The organism is Bremerella cremea, assembly GCF_039541315.1.
GTDB classification, from domain to species: Bacteria; Planctomycetota; Planctomycetia; order Pirellulales; family Pirellulaceae; genus Bremerella; species Bremerella cremea.
On the sequence record NZ_BAABFZ010000005.1, the window covers coordinates 1,521,960 to 1,538,534 of the forward strand.

10 protein-coding genes are annotated in these 16,575 nt (G+C 56.4%); 6 read left to right on the forward strand and 4 right to left on the reverse strand.

Features of this window, described 5'->3' with window-relative positions:
* Positions 1-427: 427 nt before the first annotated feature.
* From ABD890_RS23050 to pilM, 3 genes are all read right to left on the reverse strand, one after another.
* Positions 428-2,647 (reverse strand): hypothetical protein, encoded by a 2,220-nt coding sequence (locus ABD890_RS23050; RefSeq protein WP_345094977.1) that lies wholly within the window; start codon positions 2,645-2,647, stop codon positions 428-430.
* Positions 2,648-2,724: 77 nt separating this feature from the next.
* Positions 2,725-4,386, reverse strand: a complete 1,662-nt coding sequence (locus ABD890_RS23055) for a hypothetical protein (RefSeq protein WP_345094978.1) — start codon at positions 4,384-4,386, stop codon at positions 2,725-2,727.
* A gap of 4 nt (positions 4,387-4,390) precedes the next feature.
* Positions 4,391-6,700 (reverse strand): pilus assembly protein PilM, encoded by a 2,310-nt coding sequence (pilM, locus tag ABD890_RS23060; RefSeq protein ID WP_345094980.1) that lies wholly within the window; start codon positions 6,698-6,700, stop codon positions 4,391-4,393.
* A 744-nt stretch (positions 6,701-7,444) separates the two neighbouring features.
* On the opposite strand from pilM, the gene ABD890_RS23065 reads away from it, so the two are divergent.
* A complete protein-coding gene (locus tag ABD890_RS23065; RefSeq protein WP_345094982.1) occupies positions 7,445-9,994 on the forward strand; it encodes a glycoside hydrolase family 38 N-terminal domain-containing protein in 2,550 nt (849 codons plus the stop codon).
* Between the two features lie 159 nt (positions 9,995-10,153).
* Positions 10,154-10,651, forward strand: coding sequence for a ferritin-like domain-containing protein (locus ABD890_RS23070; protein ID WP_345094983.1), 498 nt, complete (start codon positions 10,154-10,156; stop codon positions 10,649-10,651).
* A gap of 93 nt (positions 10,652-10,744) precedes the next feature.
* Here ABD890_RS23070 and ABD890_RS23075 read toward each other — a convergent pair whose 3' ends face one another.
* Positions 10,745-11,029: a hypothetical protein gene (locus ABD890_RS23075; protein ID WP_345094984.1), complete on the reverse strand. Its 285-nt coding sequence runs from the start codon at positions 11,027-11,029 to the stop codon at positions 10,745-10,747.
* A 406-nt stretch (positions 11,030-11,435) separates the two neighbouring features.
* On the opposite strand from ABD890_RS23075, the gene ABD890_RS23080 reads away from it, so the two are divergent.
* From ABD890_RS23080 to ABD890_RS23095, 4 genes are all read left to right on the forward strand, one after another.
* Positions 11,436-13,733 (forward strand): TolC family protein, encoded by a 2,298-nt coding sequence (locus tag ABD890_RS23080; protein ID WP_345094986.1) that lies wholly within the window; start codon positions 11,436-11,438, stop codon positions 13,731-13,733.
* A gap of 4 nt (positions 13,734-13,737) precedes the next feature.
* Positions 13,738-14,637 carry a helix-turn-helix transcriptional regulator gene (locus ABD890_RS23085; protein ID WP_345094988.1) on the forward strand — a complete coding sequence of 300 codons (900 nt, stop codon included), beginning with the start codon at positions 13,738-13,740 and terminating at the stop codon, positions 14,635-14,637.
* A gap of 136 nt (positions 14,638-14,773) precedes the next feature.
* Positions 14,774-15,415, forward strand: a complete 642-nt coding sequence (gene tmk, locus ABD890_RS23090) for a dTMP kinase (RefSeq protein WP_345094990.1) — start codon at positions 14,774-14,776, stop codon at positions 15,413-15,415.
* The gene (locus ABD890_RS23095; protein ID WP_345094992.1) at positions 15,412-16,479 is read left to right on the forward strand and encodes a DNA polymerase III subunit; all 1,068 of its coding nucleotides are present in this window, start codon (positions 15,412-15,414) and stop codon (positions 16,477-16,479) included. Before tmk ends, ABD890_RS23095 begins: the two co-directional genes overlap by 4 nt.
* The last annotated feature ends 96 nt before the right edge of the window (positions 16,480-16,575 follow it).

The window sequence follows — 16,575 nt, forward strand, 5'->3', positions numbered from 1 at the left end:
ATCCGCGTTTATTGGGATCGACCGAGAATGATTCATGGTGTTCCTATCCTTCCCCTCACGGCGACACGTTTATGACGAGGGACCGCAAGCCAACGAGCTCAATAAATGCCCGTTTGCCAGCGCCCACGTGCCGCGCGTACTGGTGAATCTGCATCCTTGCATTTCTAGGTGAGGCGGTTAAATACCGGCTTGCCAAAACTGGGTCAAGGTCGCTTTGTCAGCGCGCTCGATTATTTTTGGAAAACTAGTTAAATGCCCTGCTAGCACGTGTTTAAAGCACGAATAACAGCGCAAAATCGCCGGGAAGCAACGGTACATGGAAGCCAGAAACGGCTCAATAGATGTTTTTCGCGAGAAATCTGGCGGCGCAAAAAAAGGGACGCTTCCGAAGAAACGTCCCTTTCGAGAATTCATCTGGTGCGTGGCATTAGCGACGACGGCGTGAGCCACCTTCACCACCACCGTAGTCGTCGTACATTCCAGGAGGTCCACCTTCCGAAGAGTATGGATCGTCCCGTTCACGACGCGTACGTTTCACTTCCGGCTTGCTGAAGTTGAACTTGGTGAACTCTTTCACCTCGTCAATTTCGGTCTTGATATGGATGTTACCTGCATCATCCAGAATCAAGATTTCGCCTGGCGTCTTCAACTTGTCGTTGTTCTCGTCGGTGTACTTACCAGCGGTGTCGTCACCACCACGCATATCCAAAACCGTGTAGCCGGTCTTGAGCGTGTATTCCTGGTCTTTCGTATCGGCATCCAAGGCCCACGGACGCTTGAACTGGTAAGTCGAAGGATCAAGGACCCACATGTCACCCTTGTATTCGACCGTGGTACCACGTTTGACATCCTTCAGTTCTTTGGTGACCAAAGCCTTCACGACATCACGTGGATCCCAACGCATCGCCAGGACGGTTGCCGTTGGTTCCGCGGTACGCATCACTTCGCGGCGTGAACCCTGACGATAGATCGTACGCCCCGCATCGACCGGACCGGCCAACACATCGGCACTCGAAGGAATACGAACCGCCGGGCTAGGCTCGCTGAATTCGGTCGTTCGCCAGAACTCGTGCACTGGAGCAGTCGAGTTGGCCTGACCGTTTGGACGCGACATGCCGTTGCCTTGCTGCTGCATGGCCTTCATGATCTTCTGACGTTCTGGTTCGATACGAGCCAACACCGAAGATTCCAGAGCTCGCACTGGCGGTGCTTCCTGGTAGTTCTGTGGATTGTTTGGATCTTCCAGGAACAACTGCACGCGATACTGATACGACTTCTGCGGCGAGACACTGGTGTCGTAGAAGCGGAACATTTTGTTCTCGGCATCGAATGGCGAGGTTGCGAAGCTACCGCCGCCACCTGGACCGCCTTCCATACCACCACGCATCATGCCACCTGGACCACCACCGGCAGTTCCGGTTGGACGACGAATGAAGCCAGGGCGTGCGATCATCGAGTCGTAACCATTACGGCCACCACCCATGCCTGGCATTCCGCCGATTCCTGGCATGCCACCCATGCCCGGCATCCGACCGCCACCAGGACCACCGTAGCCACCTTCCATCCCGCCGGCACCCATGCCGAAGCCTGGATCGACGCCGGGGAAGTCTTCAATTCCGCCCATCGGCATTTCGTCGAAGTTACCCATGCCGTTCCCTTCGTTCATCGCCATTTGATCCATTGGCTCAAACTCAGGCACTTCCGAATGACGGCCCCAGCGGTCCGGATCGAACAGCAGGATCGGTGGCATTGGGAAGCTCAGGACAGGATCGAGAAATTCTGGAGGTGCGATTTCGTCAGGAACAAATGCCCAACGGTAACGCGAGATCCAGCGTTCTTGTTTGATGTTGAATGGCTTTTCCCATTCGCCCCACGAACCGTCAGGGTTCTGGGTACGACGTTCGACCGCGAAGTGAACGTACTTGGGATAGTCACGCGATTCGATGTAGTTCGCACGATCTTTGAAGGCGGCGTTGTACAAGTCCAACTGACGCTTCAGCGGAGCCAAACCCGTGATCGCAACGAAGTACTTACCTTCGATATCGCCACCGGTTCCGCCCTTTTGGGAACCAAGCATCGCCATCTGTTCTGGCGTCAACGTTGGAGGAGAATTGGCATCAGAGCCACCCATTCCTTCGCCCGACATGCCAGAATACGCGTCGTACCCAAGACCTGGCATCGATGGACCGCCACCTTCACCCCGCATGAAACCACCGCCATTGGCAGCCTGATTCGAGCTGAGGTAAGCGAACGGTGCGAAACCTGCGACCACTTCCAGCTTCTCGAGCGGAATGATCTTCGGATCGGCTCGCTTTTCGATGCTTTCCTTGTGGCGAACACGCAGACTCGAAGGCGTTTCGTAGGGAGCCAACGGAATCGGCTTGCTGGCTCGCACGGCCGCCGTCCGATATTCCGGCGGCACCCAGCGTTCCCCTTCGACTTCGTCCCAGGTCAGCTTTTCGATGTTGTTACGTGCCTTATCGGCCGCTTGAACGAGATCGTCTGGCTTCGTGGTGATCGATTTCTGTTGCGTTCCGAAATAAACGAACGCAGCCACCAGCAGAATAGCCAATCCGAAGACGAGCTTTTCGATATGCAGAATCAGCTTGGTTTTTAGCCCGCCGCTCTGTAGATCAAGCTTCTTCATGACGGTGTAATCCTTATTCTGTTCCGAACCATCCGATTGTGAGAGAAGAAAAGGTCGAGAGGATCGACGAGGACGGCCTAACGGCTAGTCGTCGCGACGCCAGCGGTTTCTGTCGATTCCCCTTCGGTCGTCGATCCTTCAGGACGCGAACCTTCAGGCCACAACAGGTCTTTGTTGACCGGGTTGTAGATGTAAATGATGCCGTAGATCTCGACCATTCCGTCGAAGATCTTTTCGCTCTGCTCGGCACTGTCGCCATTCTGGCCACGGCCACCACCAGGCATGCCGAAATCTTCACCGCCCATGCCGGCCATACCACCACCAAAGTTCATCCCTGGTGCACCACCGCCACCCATGCCACCAGCGGCACCGTTGGACGTTGGATTGATACGGACCTGGCGAACTTCGACCATCAAGTCGGCGTTGCCACATTCGACGAGCAGCTTATCGATTTCGCGCTGGTCCATGAACAGACGCAAACGAACCGGCAGACGCTTGGCGACCGACAAGTAATAGTTCTCGGTCGTTGGAGCGGTGGTCGCTTGACGCAGGTCTTCCACCAGCAGCTTCTTGTAATCTTTGTCAACATAGCGATAGTCGCCTGGGTTCGGCTCGACGCCGTCGGCACCCATCATGCCGTCACCGCCCATTTCGCTATCCATTCCCATGCCGTCCATACCCATCCCGCCCATGCCGGGATCGCCTTCCATCATCATCGCGTCCATGCCGCCCATACCGTCCCCATCAGCCGAAGGAGTGGCGGAACGTGGAATCACGACACGCGAACGGATCGGCATCACTTCGCGGCCGAATTCGATCGAGTCGATCCCCTTGATGGTTGCTTGATGTGGGCTGCTGATTTCGCCATTGGTCTTGGCGATGATCTTCATTAGGTTCTGCAGCACCCACAGGTTTTCCTGGGCGTACAGCACTTCGTGGGTTGTTGGCAAGTTGCGATTGCCTCCACCCATCTGACCGCCCCCCATCCCTGGTGCGCCACCGAAGCCCATACCCCCGCCGCCGCCAGCACCACCTCCCCAGTCAAAGCTCTTCGACTGGATGTTGGACTGATTGGTTGGATTCCACTGAACCAGGGGCTGCTTAGCCAATGGAATACCGCCGGCACCGCCGCCGCCTTCCATTCCAGGCATGCCACCCATGCCGCCCATACCTCCCATGCCGCCCATCGCAGGCATGCCACCTTCAAAACCCATGCCGCCGCGTCCACCACCACCGTTAGCGGTTGGTGCCCAGGTGGCTTGGATGATGTCGGCGACTTTCGGCAATTCTTCTTTGATATAGTCGCGGTAAAGTTCGCGGAGACGAACGGGAAGCTCCTTGTCTTCTTCGGTCAGGGCTTCGATCGGACGCCCCAGCAGGATTCCGTTGACCGCGTCGGCAAAATTCTTACCACCGACGTTCAATTCGGAAGGCCAGGTCAGCACCGACTGCTGCTCTTCCCACTTCTTACCCCAGGCCTGATCGATGTTCTCGCGATACTTCGTCAGCCAGGTTTTCATTCCTTCTTCGTACTGCTGATTGGGATGGTTAGAGGTCATCGCAATCTGACTGGCAGACTTCAACCGTGTTTCAATTTCCTGCTTCTGATCGGCAAACTGCTTGTCGATGCTGGACGTCGACATGTACCAACCGGCAATCGCCAGGAAGCAAACGATGGTCAAGCAAACCCAGAAGTAATATTTCTTGAGAGCAGCAATTACGGGACGAATTTTATCCATGTGATTAGTTCTCCATCATTTCCGCATTTGCTGCGTTTGCTTCTGCTTCTGCCAATTCCGCCGCACGACGAGCTTCCTCTCGCTTCGAGAGAGGCGATTCTCGCCAGCAGAACTGAACCGTGAAACGATAGACCTTGACGCGAAGCATTGGTGGCTCGATTGGCTGATTCGGATCGCTTCCGAAGTTACCTGGCTGCATGCCGCCGTAATCTTCGGACATACCACCACCCATACCCAATGCCGGCGGCTCGTACTTCGGATTCGGAATGTCCTCGAACGTCGGAACTTCGTCGACGGCGATGATCGGATGCGAGATTCCCATCTCTTTCATCGAGACGATTTCAGGTTCGCTGTTCTCGTTGATCAGTTCGACTTCACCACGATCGAGTTGGTCGATGATCGTGTTACGCACATACTGGGCACCCATGTTTTCACGGGCCGCAGGGCTATTGTGATAATGCTTACCGGTGAGTTGCACGATCCAACCACTTTCTTCGGCGGTCGGTCCAGCCAGCTCGTCTTCCGGTTCCGCTTCCACTTCACCGATGTCGAGGTTGGCTTCTTCTTCGGCTGCCGTTCCGGCAACGGCCTCGGCACCTGCCGCTGGCATGCCTTCGCCTGGCGTGGCTGCTGGTGCGGTGGCGTCGGCAGCAGCTTCTTCCGCCGCGGCTTCGTCGATTTGAGGAGAAGCTTCTTCCCCTTCTTCAAGACGACGCAGGATCGCTTTTCGATTTTCGAGCGTCACCGCATATTTCTTCTGGACCGCCTCGGTGTACCACAGCGAGAGATCGGGGAAGTATTGCGACTCGATCGATTCGATCTGCAAGTCAGGGCGTTGATCGATTGGCTTTTCCGAAACGCGACCAGGAGCAACGTCCGGGTCTTTCGGCAAGGCGGTCGTGATCGCCTTCATCAGTTCTGGCCAGAGCCGACGGTTTTCCTCGTTGCCGACCACATAGCGGCCGATCATCTCGAGGTTTTCTTTGTCGGTCATCATCTGGGTGTCGGTCGACTTGAGCGTGTTGCTCGTCTGCTCGACCGATTTCACCTTCGAGGTGGCCTGGGTGAATTCTGGAATGTGAGCCGAGTTGTAAGCTTGCCAGTGAAACCCGAAGTTCAATGCACAAGCGAACAGAAGACAGGCGACCGCGGCCACCGCCCAAGGCTTCTTCTGGCGAACGATACGATCGACCAGAATCTCTTGCGGCAGCAGATTGGTTCGCAGAGCCGACTTCTTCAACCCTTGCAGGCACAAGCCGTAGCAAGTCGCGAAGGAAAGCATGTTTTCGCGGAACGATGGAGCTGAAGTGACTTCGGTGCCGGTCAGCTTTTGATAGCCATCCAGCTCGACGACGTCGTAACCCAGGTTCTTTCCGAGGTAAGCCACCAGACCTGGCAGCTTCATACCGTTACCGATCGGAATGATTCGCGAGATCTTGGCCTTACGGTCCAAAGTCTGGAAGAATCCGATCGAACGTTGAATTTCAGTGACCAGGTCGTTGAACACCGGACGCATTGCCTGGAACACAAGCTTGGCGTTCTCGGCTTCGGACGCATGTCGCTTGAGGTGCTCGGCCTTGGCAAAGGTCAGCTTCAGTTCTTTGGTCAATTGCTTGGTGAAGTGATTACCACCGATCGGCAAGCTACGCTGCCAGACGCGGAAACCATTGGTGATCACCAGGTCGGTTGTTTCGGTACCCATCGAGACGATCACGTACGAATTCGGCTGATTCGTTGGATCGTACTCTTCTTTCAGTGGGTTGATCGTCAACTGATCGTTGGCGACGAAGTTGTACAAGCTGATCGGGGTTAGCTGCACGAAGTCGACGTCGATACCGGTGTCGAGATACGGCTGCAGCGAACGGAAGATCTGATCGCGTTTCATCGCGAAGATCCCGATTTCCGTTTCCAGCGAGATGCCTTCTTCTTCGTGGGCACCAGGCATTGGCTGGTAGTCCCAGATCACGTCTTCCAACGGAAACGGAATCTGCTGCTTCGCTTCGTACTTCACGATGTCCGCGATACGCTTCGCTTCGACCGGCGGTGCCTTGAAGAAACGAGCCAGACCTGCTTGACCAGGAACCGAGATCGAAACGGTGTCGTTGCGGATGTCGTTACGCGAAAGGAATTCACGCAGCGCATCTTTGACGAGACCTTCCGAACCGGCGCCCGCCTGATTCAAAGGACTTGGGTATTCGATGAAGTCGAACGCCTCGGCGACCATCCAGAATCCGTCTTCGTGCATGCGGCATTTAAGAGCCTTCAGCGCACTTTGACCGATATCGATGCCCCATACGGCTTTACCAACAGCCATCTCTGTTCCTCACAGCAATCGTTGCGTCGCGCTTCGTGCGGATAAGAAAGAAAATCGCTAGAGAATCTCCAGCAATTCCATCCACCGAATAACGCACGCTCCGCAGATCGCAGGTAATAAGACAAGCAAACTAAAGGAGAAGGGTGTTTTGGCGCGTTGGCGAAATCAGTTTCACCAAACACGGCAACGATTTCATTCTAGTGTGAACTTCTCCAGAATGTCAACGAAATTGCAATTTACCTCGTTTTATGTAAACCACTGACTGGCAACAAGATAAGTCCAAATTCGGATCCCCGATTCCGGGGGCGACCCATGGGATAAATGACCAAAGAGATCCCCTTCCCGGCTCCCCTTGGCCCGCCCGAGCCACCATAATACAGACAACTCTGGCCCCCAGACGCTTCTCTAGTATACCTTATAACTTATTATTTGGTAATCACTTGCGTCCAATCTCCAAACCTCCCAGGCCGACGGATGATGCTACAGGAAATCGCGATTCTTCTTCCTTGTCACAGCTTCGAGGATTTTCCCACCTACCACACCGGGGATGATGCTCAAAGCCTGTTGGCCAATTGGACCGCCATGTGGCACCCCGCTTTCCTGGCGGCTGCCGGAAAAAATCCTCAGTGGCATCGAGTGGACTCCCCCCCAGAGAGCCTAGAGGGACTAGCCCTGCTGATTCCTTCGATCTGCAAAGCCGACCTTCCAGCTGGCTTTAGTCAGCGGGCCAAGGAATCGGGAGCCGTGTTGGTCAAAGGCCTGACCGACCGCCAAGAGATCGTCACCAAGCTGCTAGCATCCCTCCCCGAGATAAACGAAGTCGCCGCCCGCCTGGCACCTGATTTCTATGCCCTGGGTTACTGTTATCTTCAGGTCGAACTACTGACCCGACAGATGCGCTATTCGAGCAGCCTCGATGAAATCTACTTCGAGAACAAAACAGTTGATGCCGCCAAGGCTGCCGCCGAAGGGAATGAAGAGGAAGCGAAGAACTGCCTTCAGGCCTGTTTCGATGTCCTGATGGAGGAACGCAATCAGTATTACTCGGTTGATGCCAGCCTGCTCGACTTTGTTTTGGTTGCCGAGTCGACGCTGAATGACTCGCTGCTAGCAGAGATCGAAGGGGGACTGCCGATCAATCTTTGGATCTCCGGTGCCCTCGCCGAGAAGGTCGCTGCCGAACATCCCCAACTCAAAGAAGTGATCTCGCAGAAACTTGCCGACAAGCAAATCGGTATCGTCGGTGGCGAGTGGATCGAGGGTCCACTAAACCTACTCGATCCCGAAACCGTTCTCGAAAACCTGTTACATGGCCAGAAGGCGTACGAAAGAGCCCTCGGCTACACGCCCAAGGTTTTCGGTCGCCGCCGCTTCGGAATGACTGCCTTCATCCCTCAGGTGCTTCGCGGCCTGGGTTACGTGGGGGCGATCCATGCCACGCTCGACGAAGGCAAGCTTCCCGTCAGCAACCAAGGCAAGGCTCGCTGGGAAGGTGTCGACGGTTCGACGATCGATACGCTGGCCAAGTTCCCGCTCGATGCGACCAAGCCGGAAACCTTCCTGTCGCTTTTCTCTAAATTGGGCGAAGCGATGGATGGCGAACATGTCGCGACGCTGGCATTCGCTCACTGGCCGAAGATCACCTCTCCTTGGTACGAAGACCTGAAGACGATCGCCCGGTATGGCAATAGCCTGGGCGAGTTCACCACGGTTGAACATTACTTTGAAGAAACCGATACGGCGACCTATCACGGCAACTTCAAACCAGAAGACTATCGCACGCCGTGGCTGAAGCAATCGATCGTTCGTCGCCAGCCCGGTCCAGTCTCGCAGCATTTGGCCCGCGAACAATTCAACGCGCGGCTCGATGTTGCCACCAAGCTGGAAGCATTGGCCCACTTGGTCGCAGGTACATCTGTCGCCAAGGAGGAAACGGGACCGATCCGTTCGATTCACGATCCGGCCAATCCTTCCCAGCATGAAGGTCCGCTCGACGAGTCGGCTGTCCAAGCGGCCTGTCAGGCAATGGCCTCCGCCCTGCCCCGTTCCGATCAGTCGAAGCATCAGGCCTACCTCAGCTTCAACACGTTGAACTCGCTCCGCACGCGTGGGGCATTCCTGCCTGACTTGCGAGAGTTGCCCGTCAACGAATCGCCGGTCATTTCATCTGGACACGATAGCAAGCAGAAGTTTGCTTCGATCGAAGTACCAGGCTGCGGCTTTGGCTGGATCGCGGGCGACCCGCGCGGGGGAGCCGACCGGAAGCAGAAGAGCATGCTCGATGGGCACGTCCTGCGGAATGAATTTATGGAAGTCCATATTCATCCCGAAACCGGCGGCATCAAATCGATCTACGACTACAAGACCCGCGGCAATCGCTTGTCGCAGCAGCTATCACTGCGCATGCCTGGCAAGAAGCAAGGAGCCGGCGAACGTTACCTGGGACCAGATGCTTCGGCAGTCTATAGCCGGATGATCGTCACCCAGATCGACCCAGGCACCAGTTCCCCCGCCATGGGCGAGATCCATACCCAGGGCCGTATCGTCAGTGCCGAAGACGAAGTGATGGCGACCTATAAGCAGACGTATCGTCTCTGGCGTTCGTCGCGGGTACTCGAGATCGACATCGAACTCGACCTGAAAGTTGATCCTAAATCCCTTCCTTGGGATTCGCATTATTGCTGTCGCCTTGCTTGGGGGGATGAAGCCGCGTTGACCTATCACGACGTGCAGTGGGTTCGTACCCGCTGCAGTGGGCGACGGATCGAAGCCTCGAACTACGTCGAGATCGAAGCGGCCCACGGCAAGACCACTTTATTGACTGGCGGGATTCCGTTCCATCTGCGCAACCATGGCCATATGCTCGATTCGATTTTGATTCCGCATGGCGAGACACAACGAAAGTTTCGCCTCGGGATTGGTCTCGACCTTCCCTATTCTCTGCCAGCCGCACGGGACTTTGTTTATCAAGCCCCGCCGATGCTCGAGTCGGCGGCGATGCCAGCAGCCGGCAAGTCGTCGTGGCTACTTCACCTGGAAGCGAAGAACGTCTTGCTGACCAGCTTGAATCCGCTGACCGACGATGCCGGTTCGCCGATTGGCTTTCAGACCAAGATGCTGGAAACGGAGGGCCGCCCCGCCAAAGGTGCCATCCGCTGCTTCCGCAAAGTGAAGGAAGCCCACCTGTGCGATTTCCATGGCAATCGTATTACGCGCTGCGAAGTCGACGGCGACCGGATCCTGTTCCAGTTGGCTCCGGGTCAGTGGTACCCCTTGGACGTGGTCTGGGCTTAACACCGCCGCCTGCATGGCGGTCGTGCTATCACATTGGTTCTGGAACCATCATCTTAAAACCAAAACTGCGGCATATTGCTGTGCTGTCAGGCATTGGCACACTGCTTGCATTCATACGAGGTGAACTACCTTGAAATCACCTCAACCATGGAGGCAGTTATGTCTTTGGATAACCTCGCTGACGCGTTCTATGATGAACTTCGTGATATTTACCACGCCGAAAAGCAGCTGTTGAAAGCCTTGCCCAAGATGGCAAAGAAGGCGAGCAAAGAGACACTGGCTGAAGCGTTCCGAGAGCACCTGAAGGAAACGGAAGAGCAGGTCAAACGGGTCGAGAAAGCCTTCGAGGATACCGGTAAGGCTGCTCGAGCCAAGAAGTGTGAAGCTATGGCCGGCCTAATCCAGGAAGCGTCGGAAACCATGAAAGAAGACGCAGATCCCGAAGTCATGGATGCCTTCCTGATTGGCTTGGCCCAAAAGGTTGAGCACTACGAAATTGCCACCTATGGCACTTTGTGCACTTGGGCGAAACTGCTCGGGTACAAGAATGCCCACAGCCTACTAGGCGACAACCTGAGCGAAGAAGGAGCGGCCGACAAGAAGCTGACTAAACTCGCCAAGCGGATCAATGTGACCGCGATGGCAGACGCCAGCTAGTCGAACGTTTCGATTCGATTCAGTTCACTATATAGAAGAAGCCCTCCAGACAGCATGCGTCTGGAGGGCTTCTTCATGCGCGGGTCGATCGGTCTACAGCTTCTCGAGCATCACAACGAACAACGCACCGGCGGCGTCTTGAATGCGACTTGCGTCTCGCGGACCATATTTTTGACTGACGGCATCGAGTGCTGGCACTAGTTCAGTCAGCATTCGAGCCACTGGCCGGGGGACTTCTTCGCTAGCAGGGAAGTGATCGCAGAAGACTTCGACGTGACTGACCAGGTCGGTCAGATCGTCGGGCGAGAAGGGTGCACCTTGCTCTAAAATCGCGAGAAGCTCGCTGGCGTGCTGCATCAACTGCTCGGCCGTTTCCATCGTATTCTCCCGAATGAATCGCTCTTTACCCCGCTTCGATCCGCAGTCAAATGCGGCGAAAGCCAGGGCTCGTAATCTTCACCCTACCTCGCAAAGCTCTCTTCAGCGAGGGGCCCATTCTGCCAGCACTGCTACCTCCAAGAAGTAAAACTTTGACGGTTATGGAATTTCCTCAAAGTTTGACGGTTAGGCCGACGATAACACTAGTGCTGAGTTTTCTCATCCTGGTGCGTTCGCGTGCCGGAGAGAGAAGTTCAACTCAGCCTCGGGGGGGCCGAGAGACAATTGAATCGACCAATGCCAGCCGAAGATTTCGGCGGGGCTGGTCCACCACTATCAGCGATCTACTTCCTCCGAAGTGTCGTGCACAAGGACGTGCACGCTGCGTATCAGGACTCGGTATCCCATGAAAACCCAGTTCCATCAAGCCTGGATGCTTGTGCTCGTTGGCACCGTGATTTTGACCGGCTGCCAACCGACTCAGCCGTTCTATTTCAAAGAGTCCGGCGATCTGAGTCTTTACCTCGATAAGGCGACCGACATCGAATATGCCGATGTCGAGTACAACCGCCTGACCGAGGTAGAGAATGCCGAGGCTCCCTACACGATCTCCGATCCGTTCGAGATGGACGAATCGAAGATCTGGAACCTGACGCTTGAGGAAGCCGTGGCCGACTCGCTGAAGAACAGCAAGGCCATTCGTACCGCTGGCGGTAACGCGGTCTTCCGTGTCATTCCAGGCACAACGCTGACCTCGGCTGCGATTCCGACCAACCTGGTCACCCGAAACGACGCCATGCCGACGATCTACGATCCGGCCATCGTCGAATCGGATCCGACCTTCGGTGTGGAAGGTGCCTTGAGCGAATTCGATGCTCAGCTCAACGCCACGTTCAACTGGGACCGTGTCGACCGCCCACAGAACTACCAGACCGGCAGCCCGTTCTTCATCTCAGAGTTCGGCCAGAACCTGGCAACCGGCACCGTCGAGCTGACTAAGAAGTCGGCCACCGGTACCCAGTGGTTCATGCGACAAAACACCACCTATGACTACAACAACCGCGGTAGCTTGATCTATCCAAGTTCGTGGTTGGCAAACATTGAAATGGAAGCTCGCCATCCATTGCTTCGCGGAAGCGGGGTTCAGGTCAACCGCGTCAACGTGATGCTCGCTCGTATCCGTGAAGACGTCAGCCTGGCCGACTTCGAGACCAACATCCGGAACCTGGTTTCGGACGTGGAAGAAGCTTACTGGCAGCTTTACTTCGCTTATCACAACCTGGAAGCCGCCAAGACTGGCCGCGACAGTGCCCTGGTGACCTGGCGTCGCGTACACGCCCTGATGGCCAACGGTGCTGAAGGTGGTGAAGCCGAAAAAGAAGCCCAGGCTCGTCAACAGTACTTTGAATTCCGTAGCCGCACCGAAGCCGCCCTGCGTGACTTGTACAAAGCGGAAGGTAGCCTTCGCTACTTCATGGGTCTGGCCGCCACCGATGGTCGCCTGATTCGTCCCGCTTCGGAACCAACCGACGCCTGGGTTGCCTTCGACTGGTTCGATATCCACCAGGAAGCATTGAATCGCAGCCCAGAACTGCGTCGTCAACAGTGGCGATTGAAGCAGCGTGAGCTGGAACTGATCACGGCTCGCAACCAGTTGCTGCCACAGTTGGATGCCGTCGCCTTGTACCGCTTCCTTGGCTTGGGTGACGATCTGATCACCGGTAACCGAAACGGCAAGAACTTCAACGAACCGGGGAGTTACGCCTGGGAAGTGCTGACCGAAGGCAACTACCAGGAATACACGCTCGGCTTGCAGTTCTCGATGCCGATTGGCTTCCGCTCGGAACTGGCTGGCGTCCGCAACGTGCAGTTGCAGATCGCTCGCGAAAAGGCTGTGATCGAAGACATGGAACTGGAAGTCAGCCACCTGCTGACCGACACGATCCGCGACCTCGACTCGAACTACAGCCTGGTTCAAACCAACCTCAACCGCTTGATCGCCGCCGACAAAGAAGTCGACTCGGTTCAGGCCGCCTACGACGCCGGTACCGTGACGCTGGACTTGCTGCTCGACGCACAACGCCGCCGCAGCGACGCTCAGATCGTCTACTTCCAGGCCCTGGTCGAATACAACATCGCCATCAAGGACGTCCACATGCGGAAGGGCAGCTTGCTCGACTACAACGGCGTCTACCTGGCAGAAGGCCCATGGCCAGAAAAGGCATACTTCGACGCCCAAGGCCATGCTCGCCGCCGCTCGGCCAGCACCTACCTCGACTATGGCTACACTCGCCCAGGTGTGATCAGCCGCGGAGCTGTCCCACAAGGACCGATCAGCCACGGTACGATGGAAGAAGGCACGATCATCTACGAAGATGAAGCCACCGGCTCGGGCGAAGTGATCGGTACGCCAACCCCAGCCAAGGTTCCAACCTCGCTCAATACGGTTTCGCTCGAACCGCCGGCCGCCCCCCAGGTGGCCAGCCGTTCGGCCCAATCGAAAAGTGAGCTCGATTGGAATAAACTGGGACTGAACGAATTGGTTTCCGAAGTTCGTCAAACGAAAAGCTCGCCGCAGCCGACACCAGCCACCGCGCCGTCGTCCCGCCGCGTCGTGAAGTCGGTCTCGCATGAATCTGGCCAAAATCCAACGCCTGCTAAAACTGCTTCAGCTACTTCAGGGTGGCAGGCCGCAAAACGTTAATTCGATGGCCGAGGCGTGCGGCGTAAGTCGTCGCACGATCTTTCGAGACCTGGAAACACTGCGAGCGGCCGGCGTGCCGCTCGCTTTCGATTCTGATGGGCAGCGGTTTCACATCCCAGAAACCTACTTTCTCGCCCCCACCAACCTCAGTTCGGAAGAAGCCCTCTCGGTGATGGTGCTTTGCCACGAACTGGGAGACGGCACCGGACTTCCTTACTACTCGTCCGCCCGCCGTGCCGCCACCAAGCTGGAAAACAGCCTGCCCGAGCACATGAAGCAGCAGCTTCGCGAAATTTCAAGCTCGGTCGAAATCAAGCTGAATCCGGTCAACCAACCGGAAGAGGCCCACTCGGCCTATCAGAAACTGGTCGACGCCTCGGGGCACCGGCATAACGTTCGGATCAATTACCGCAGCATCTTCGACGGCGACGTGATCCAGACGAAGCTTTCCCCTTACAAGCTGTTGTTCAGTCGCCATAGCTGGTACGTAATCGGCCGCAGCTCGATTCACCGCGCTGTCCGCACCTTCAAGGTGAACCGAATCGAGAAGATCGAAGTCCTGGACGATACCTTCGAGATCCCCCAGAACTTTCAGGTCGACCGCTTCCTGCGGAATGCCTGGCATATGATCCCTGAGCCTGGCCCCGACCAGCACATCATCATTCGCTTCGATCCGCTGGTCGCCCAGAACGTGGCCGAAGTGCAGTGGCATAAGACGCAAGAGATCCACTGGAACGAAGATGGCAGTATCGACTTCGAAGTAAACGTCAGCGGGATCCGCGAGATCAGCTGGTGGATCCTGGGGTACGGCAGCCGGGCCAAAGTGCTGCAGCCAGAATCGTTACAGAAGCTGATCGCGGATCATGCCCGGAAGATTCTCGACAACTACGAGGGAAGTCCGTAGATCGCTGCCTATACAGCGAGAAATTCGATTTTGCCCGTTCTAACGCTGACCACACGGCACGAAGCAGCCAACCGCTCCGGGTGGCATATTGCCCCCATGCTTTGCCGATGAACGCTGCTCCTTTACAATCCGGGGCATGACCAACACGCAATCAGCTCGCCCCTTGTTCATCTCTTTCGATGGCATCGACGGCGCCGGAAAGTCGACCCAGCGCGACTTGCTGACCCAGTGGCTCACCGACATGGGGCACGAGGTCGTCCTATGCCGTGACCCGGGCACCACCGAGGCTGGCGAGCGAATTCGCGACTTGCTTTTGCATCGCAAAGAGCTGGAGCTTCATCCACGCACCGAGATGCTGCTGTACATGGCAGCCCGAGCTCAGTTGGTCGACGACGTCATTCGCCCAGCAATCGCTTCAGGCAAGACGGTCCTCTGCGATCGATTTCTGCTGGCAAATATCGCCTACCAGGGACATGCCTCCGGTATCGATCTGGAAGATGTCCGCAGCGTCGGTAAGTTTACCGTCGACCACGTGATGCCCGACCTGACGATCCTGCTCGACCTTCCGGAAGATGTCGCTTTCCCTCGGCTGGGTAAGAACCTGGACCGAATGGAAGCCAAAGGGGTCGCCTTCATGCACCGGGTTCGGGAAGGCTTCCTGAAAGAGGCGGAAGTCTATCCGCATGTCGCTGTGATCGATGCAACGCAAGACATTGAAACCATCCAATCGGCGATTCGCGGAGCTGTTTCCAAGCGGCTCGAGGAGTTGGCGAAATGAACTGGGACGACGTGCTCGGGCACGATCGCATCCGGGAAATGTTCGCGACGGCCCTTCAGAAGAATCGCCTGGCAAGCACCTTTCTGTTTGTCGGCCCTGCTTCGATTGGTAAACGCAAGTTCGCCCAGATGCTGGCGAAAACGCTCCTTTGCCAAAACGTGCCGGCATATCACATGCGTCCGTGCGGCAATTGCGAGGACTGCAAACAGGTCGATGCCAATACGCATCCCGACCTGCTGACCGTCAGCCGGCCCAAGGATAAGACCCGAATTCCGGTGGAACTGCTGATTGGCGACGGCCAACATCGCATGGAATCGGGACTGTGCCACGACATCGCCATGCGTCCCTTCCGAGGGCAACGCAAAGTGGCGATTCTGGACGACGCGGACGACTTGAATGTCGAAGGTGCCAACTGCCTGCTGAAAACACTGGAAGAACCGCCGGCGGATAGCGTCATCATCTTGATCAGCCAAAGCGAACAGCGGCAGCTGCCGACGATTCGCTCGCGCTGCCAGATCTTGCGGTTTGCTCCGCTTCCGCTCGATATCGTCTCGAAATTGCTGCTCGACCTGCAGTGGGTCTCGACGCCGGAAGAAGCCGAGAAATTGGCAGGGCAAAGCAAAGGGAGCCTGGCTCGGGCCGACCAGCTTCGCGATGAAGCCCTGCAAGGAATTGCCGAAGTACTGTTGAGCACGCTGGCGAAGCGTGACTTTCATGCCGTTCAGTTGGCCAAAGATGTGTCGGACTATTTGACCAAGATGGGAGACGACGCCCCAAAGAAACGGGAAGCGTTGTCGCACCTCATGGAGCTGGCCGCCGACTTCTATCGCAATCAACTGCTCTATCTCACGAAGGCAGGCACCGAGGAAGCCTCGACCAACCCCGAGATTCGCTCGGCAATTTTGGCGATTCCCGCCGGTCTGGACGGTGCCGCTGCGTGCCTCGACCGGTGCGCGGAAGCGGAAATCCAACTCGACTCGAACGCCAACATTGCCACGCTGGTCGAATCGTGGCTCGACGATCTGGCGACGGCGGCCCGCTCGGGATTCGTCGAAACGCTGTAACGGCCAATGCTGTAACTGTCTTTGTACCTTGCGTTTCCTTGCTCTGCCTGAGATCTCTTTGGCTCGTAACGCGCACAAAGAAAGAGCCTCCATCCG

What these genes read in the sequence shown, in the direction of transcription:
- ABD890_RS23050 (WP_345094977.1), bottom strand. Translation starts at nt 2,647, where the DNA reads ATGAAGAAGCTTGATCTACAGAGCGGCGGGCTAAAAACCAAGCTGATT.
- ABD890_RS23055 (WP_345094978.1), bottom strand. Translation starts at nt 4,386, where the DNA reads ATGGATAAAATTCGTCCCGTAATTGCTGCTCTCAAGAAATATTACTTC.
- pilM (WP_345094980.1), bottom strand. Translation starts at nt 6,700, where the DNA reads ATGGCTGTTGGTAAAGCCGTATGGGGCATCGATATCGGTCAAAGTGCG.
- ABD890_RS23070 (WP_345094983.1), top strand. Translation starts at nt 10,154, where the DNA reads ATGTCTTTGGATAACCTCGCTGACGCGTTCTATGATGAACTTCGTGAT.
- ABD890_RS23075 (WP_345094984.1), bottom strand. Translation starts at nt 11,029, where the DNA reads ATGGAAACGGCCGAGCAGTTGATGCAGCACGCCAGCGAGCTTCTCGCG.
- ABD890_RS23080 (WP_345094986.1), top strand. Translation starts at nt 11,436, where the DNA reads ATGAAAACCCAGTTCCATCAAGCCTGGATGCTTGTGCTCGTTGGCACC.
- ABD890_RS23085 (WP_345094988.1), top strand. Translation starts at nt 13,738, where the DNA reads ATGGCCGAGGCGTGCGGCGTAAGTCGTCGCACGATCTTTCGAGACCTG.
- tmk (WP_345094990.1), top strand. Translation starts at nt 14,774, where the DNA reads ATGACCAACACGCAATCAGCTCGCCCCTTGTTCATCTCTTTCGATGGC.
- ABD890_RS23095 (WP_345094992.1), top strand. Translation starts at nt 15,412, where the DNA reads ATGAACTGGGACGACGTGCTCGGGCACGATCGCATCCGGGAAATGTTC.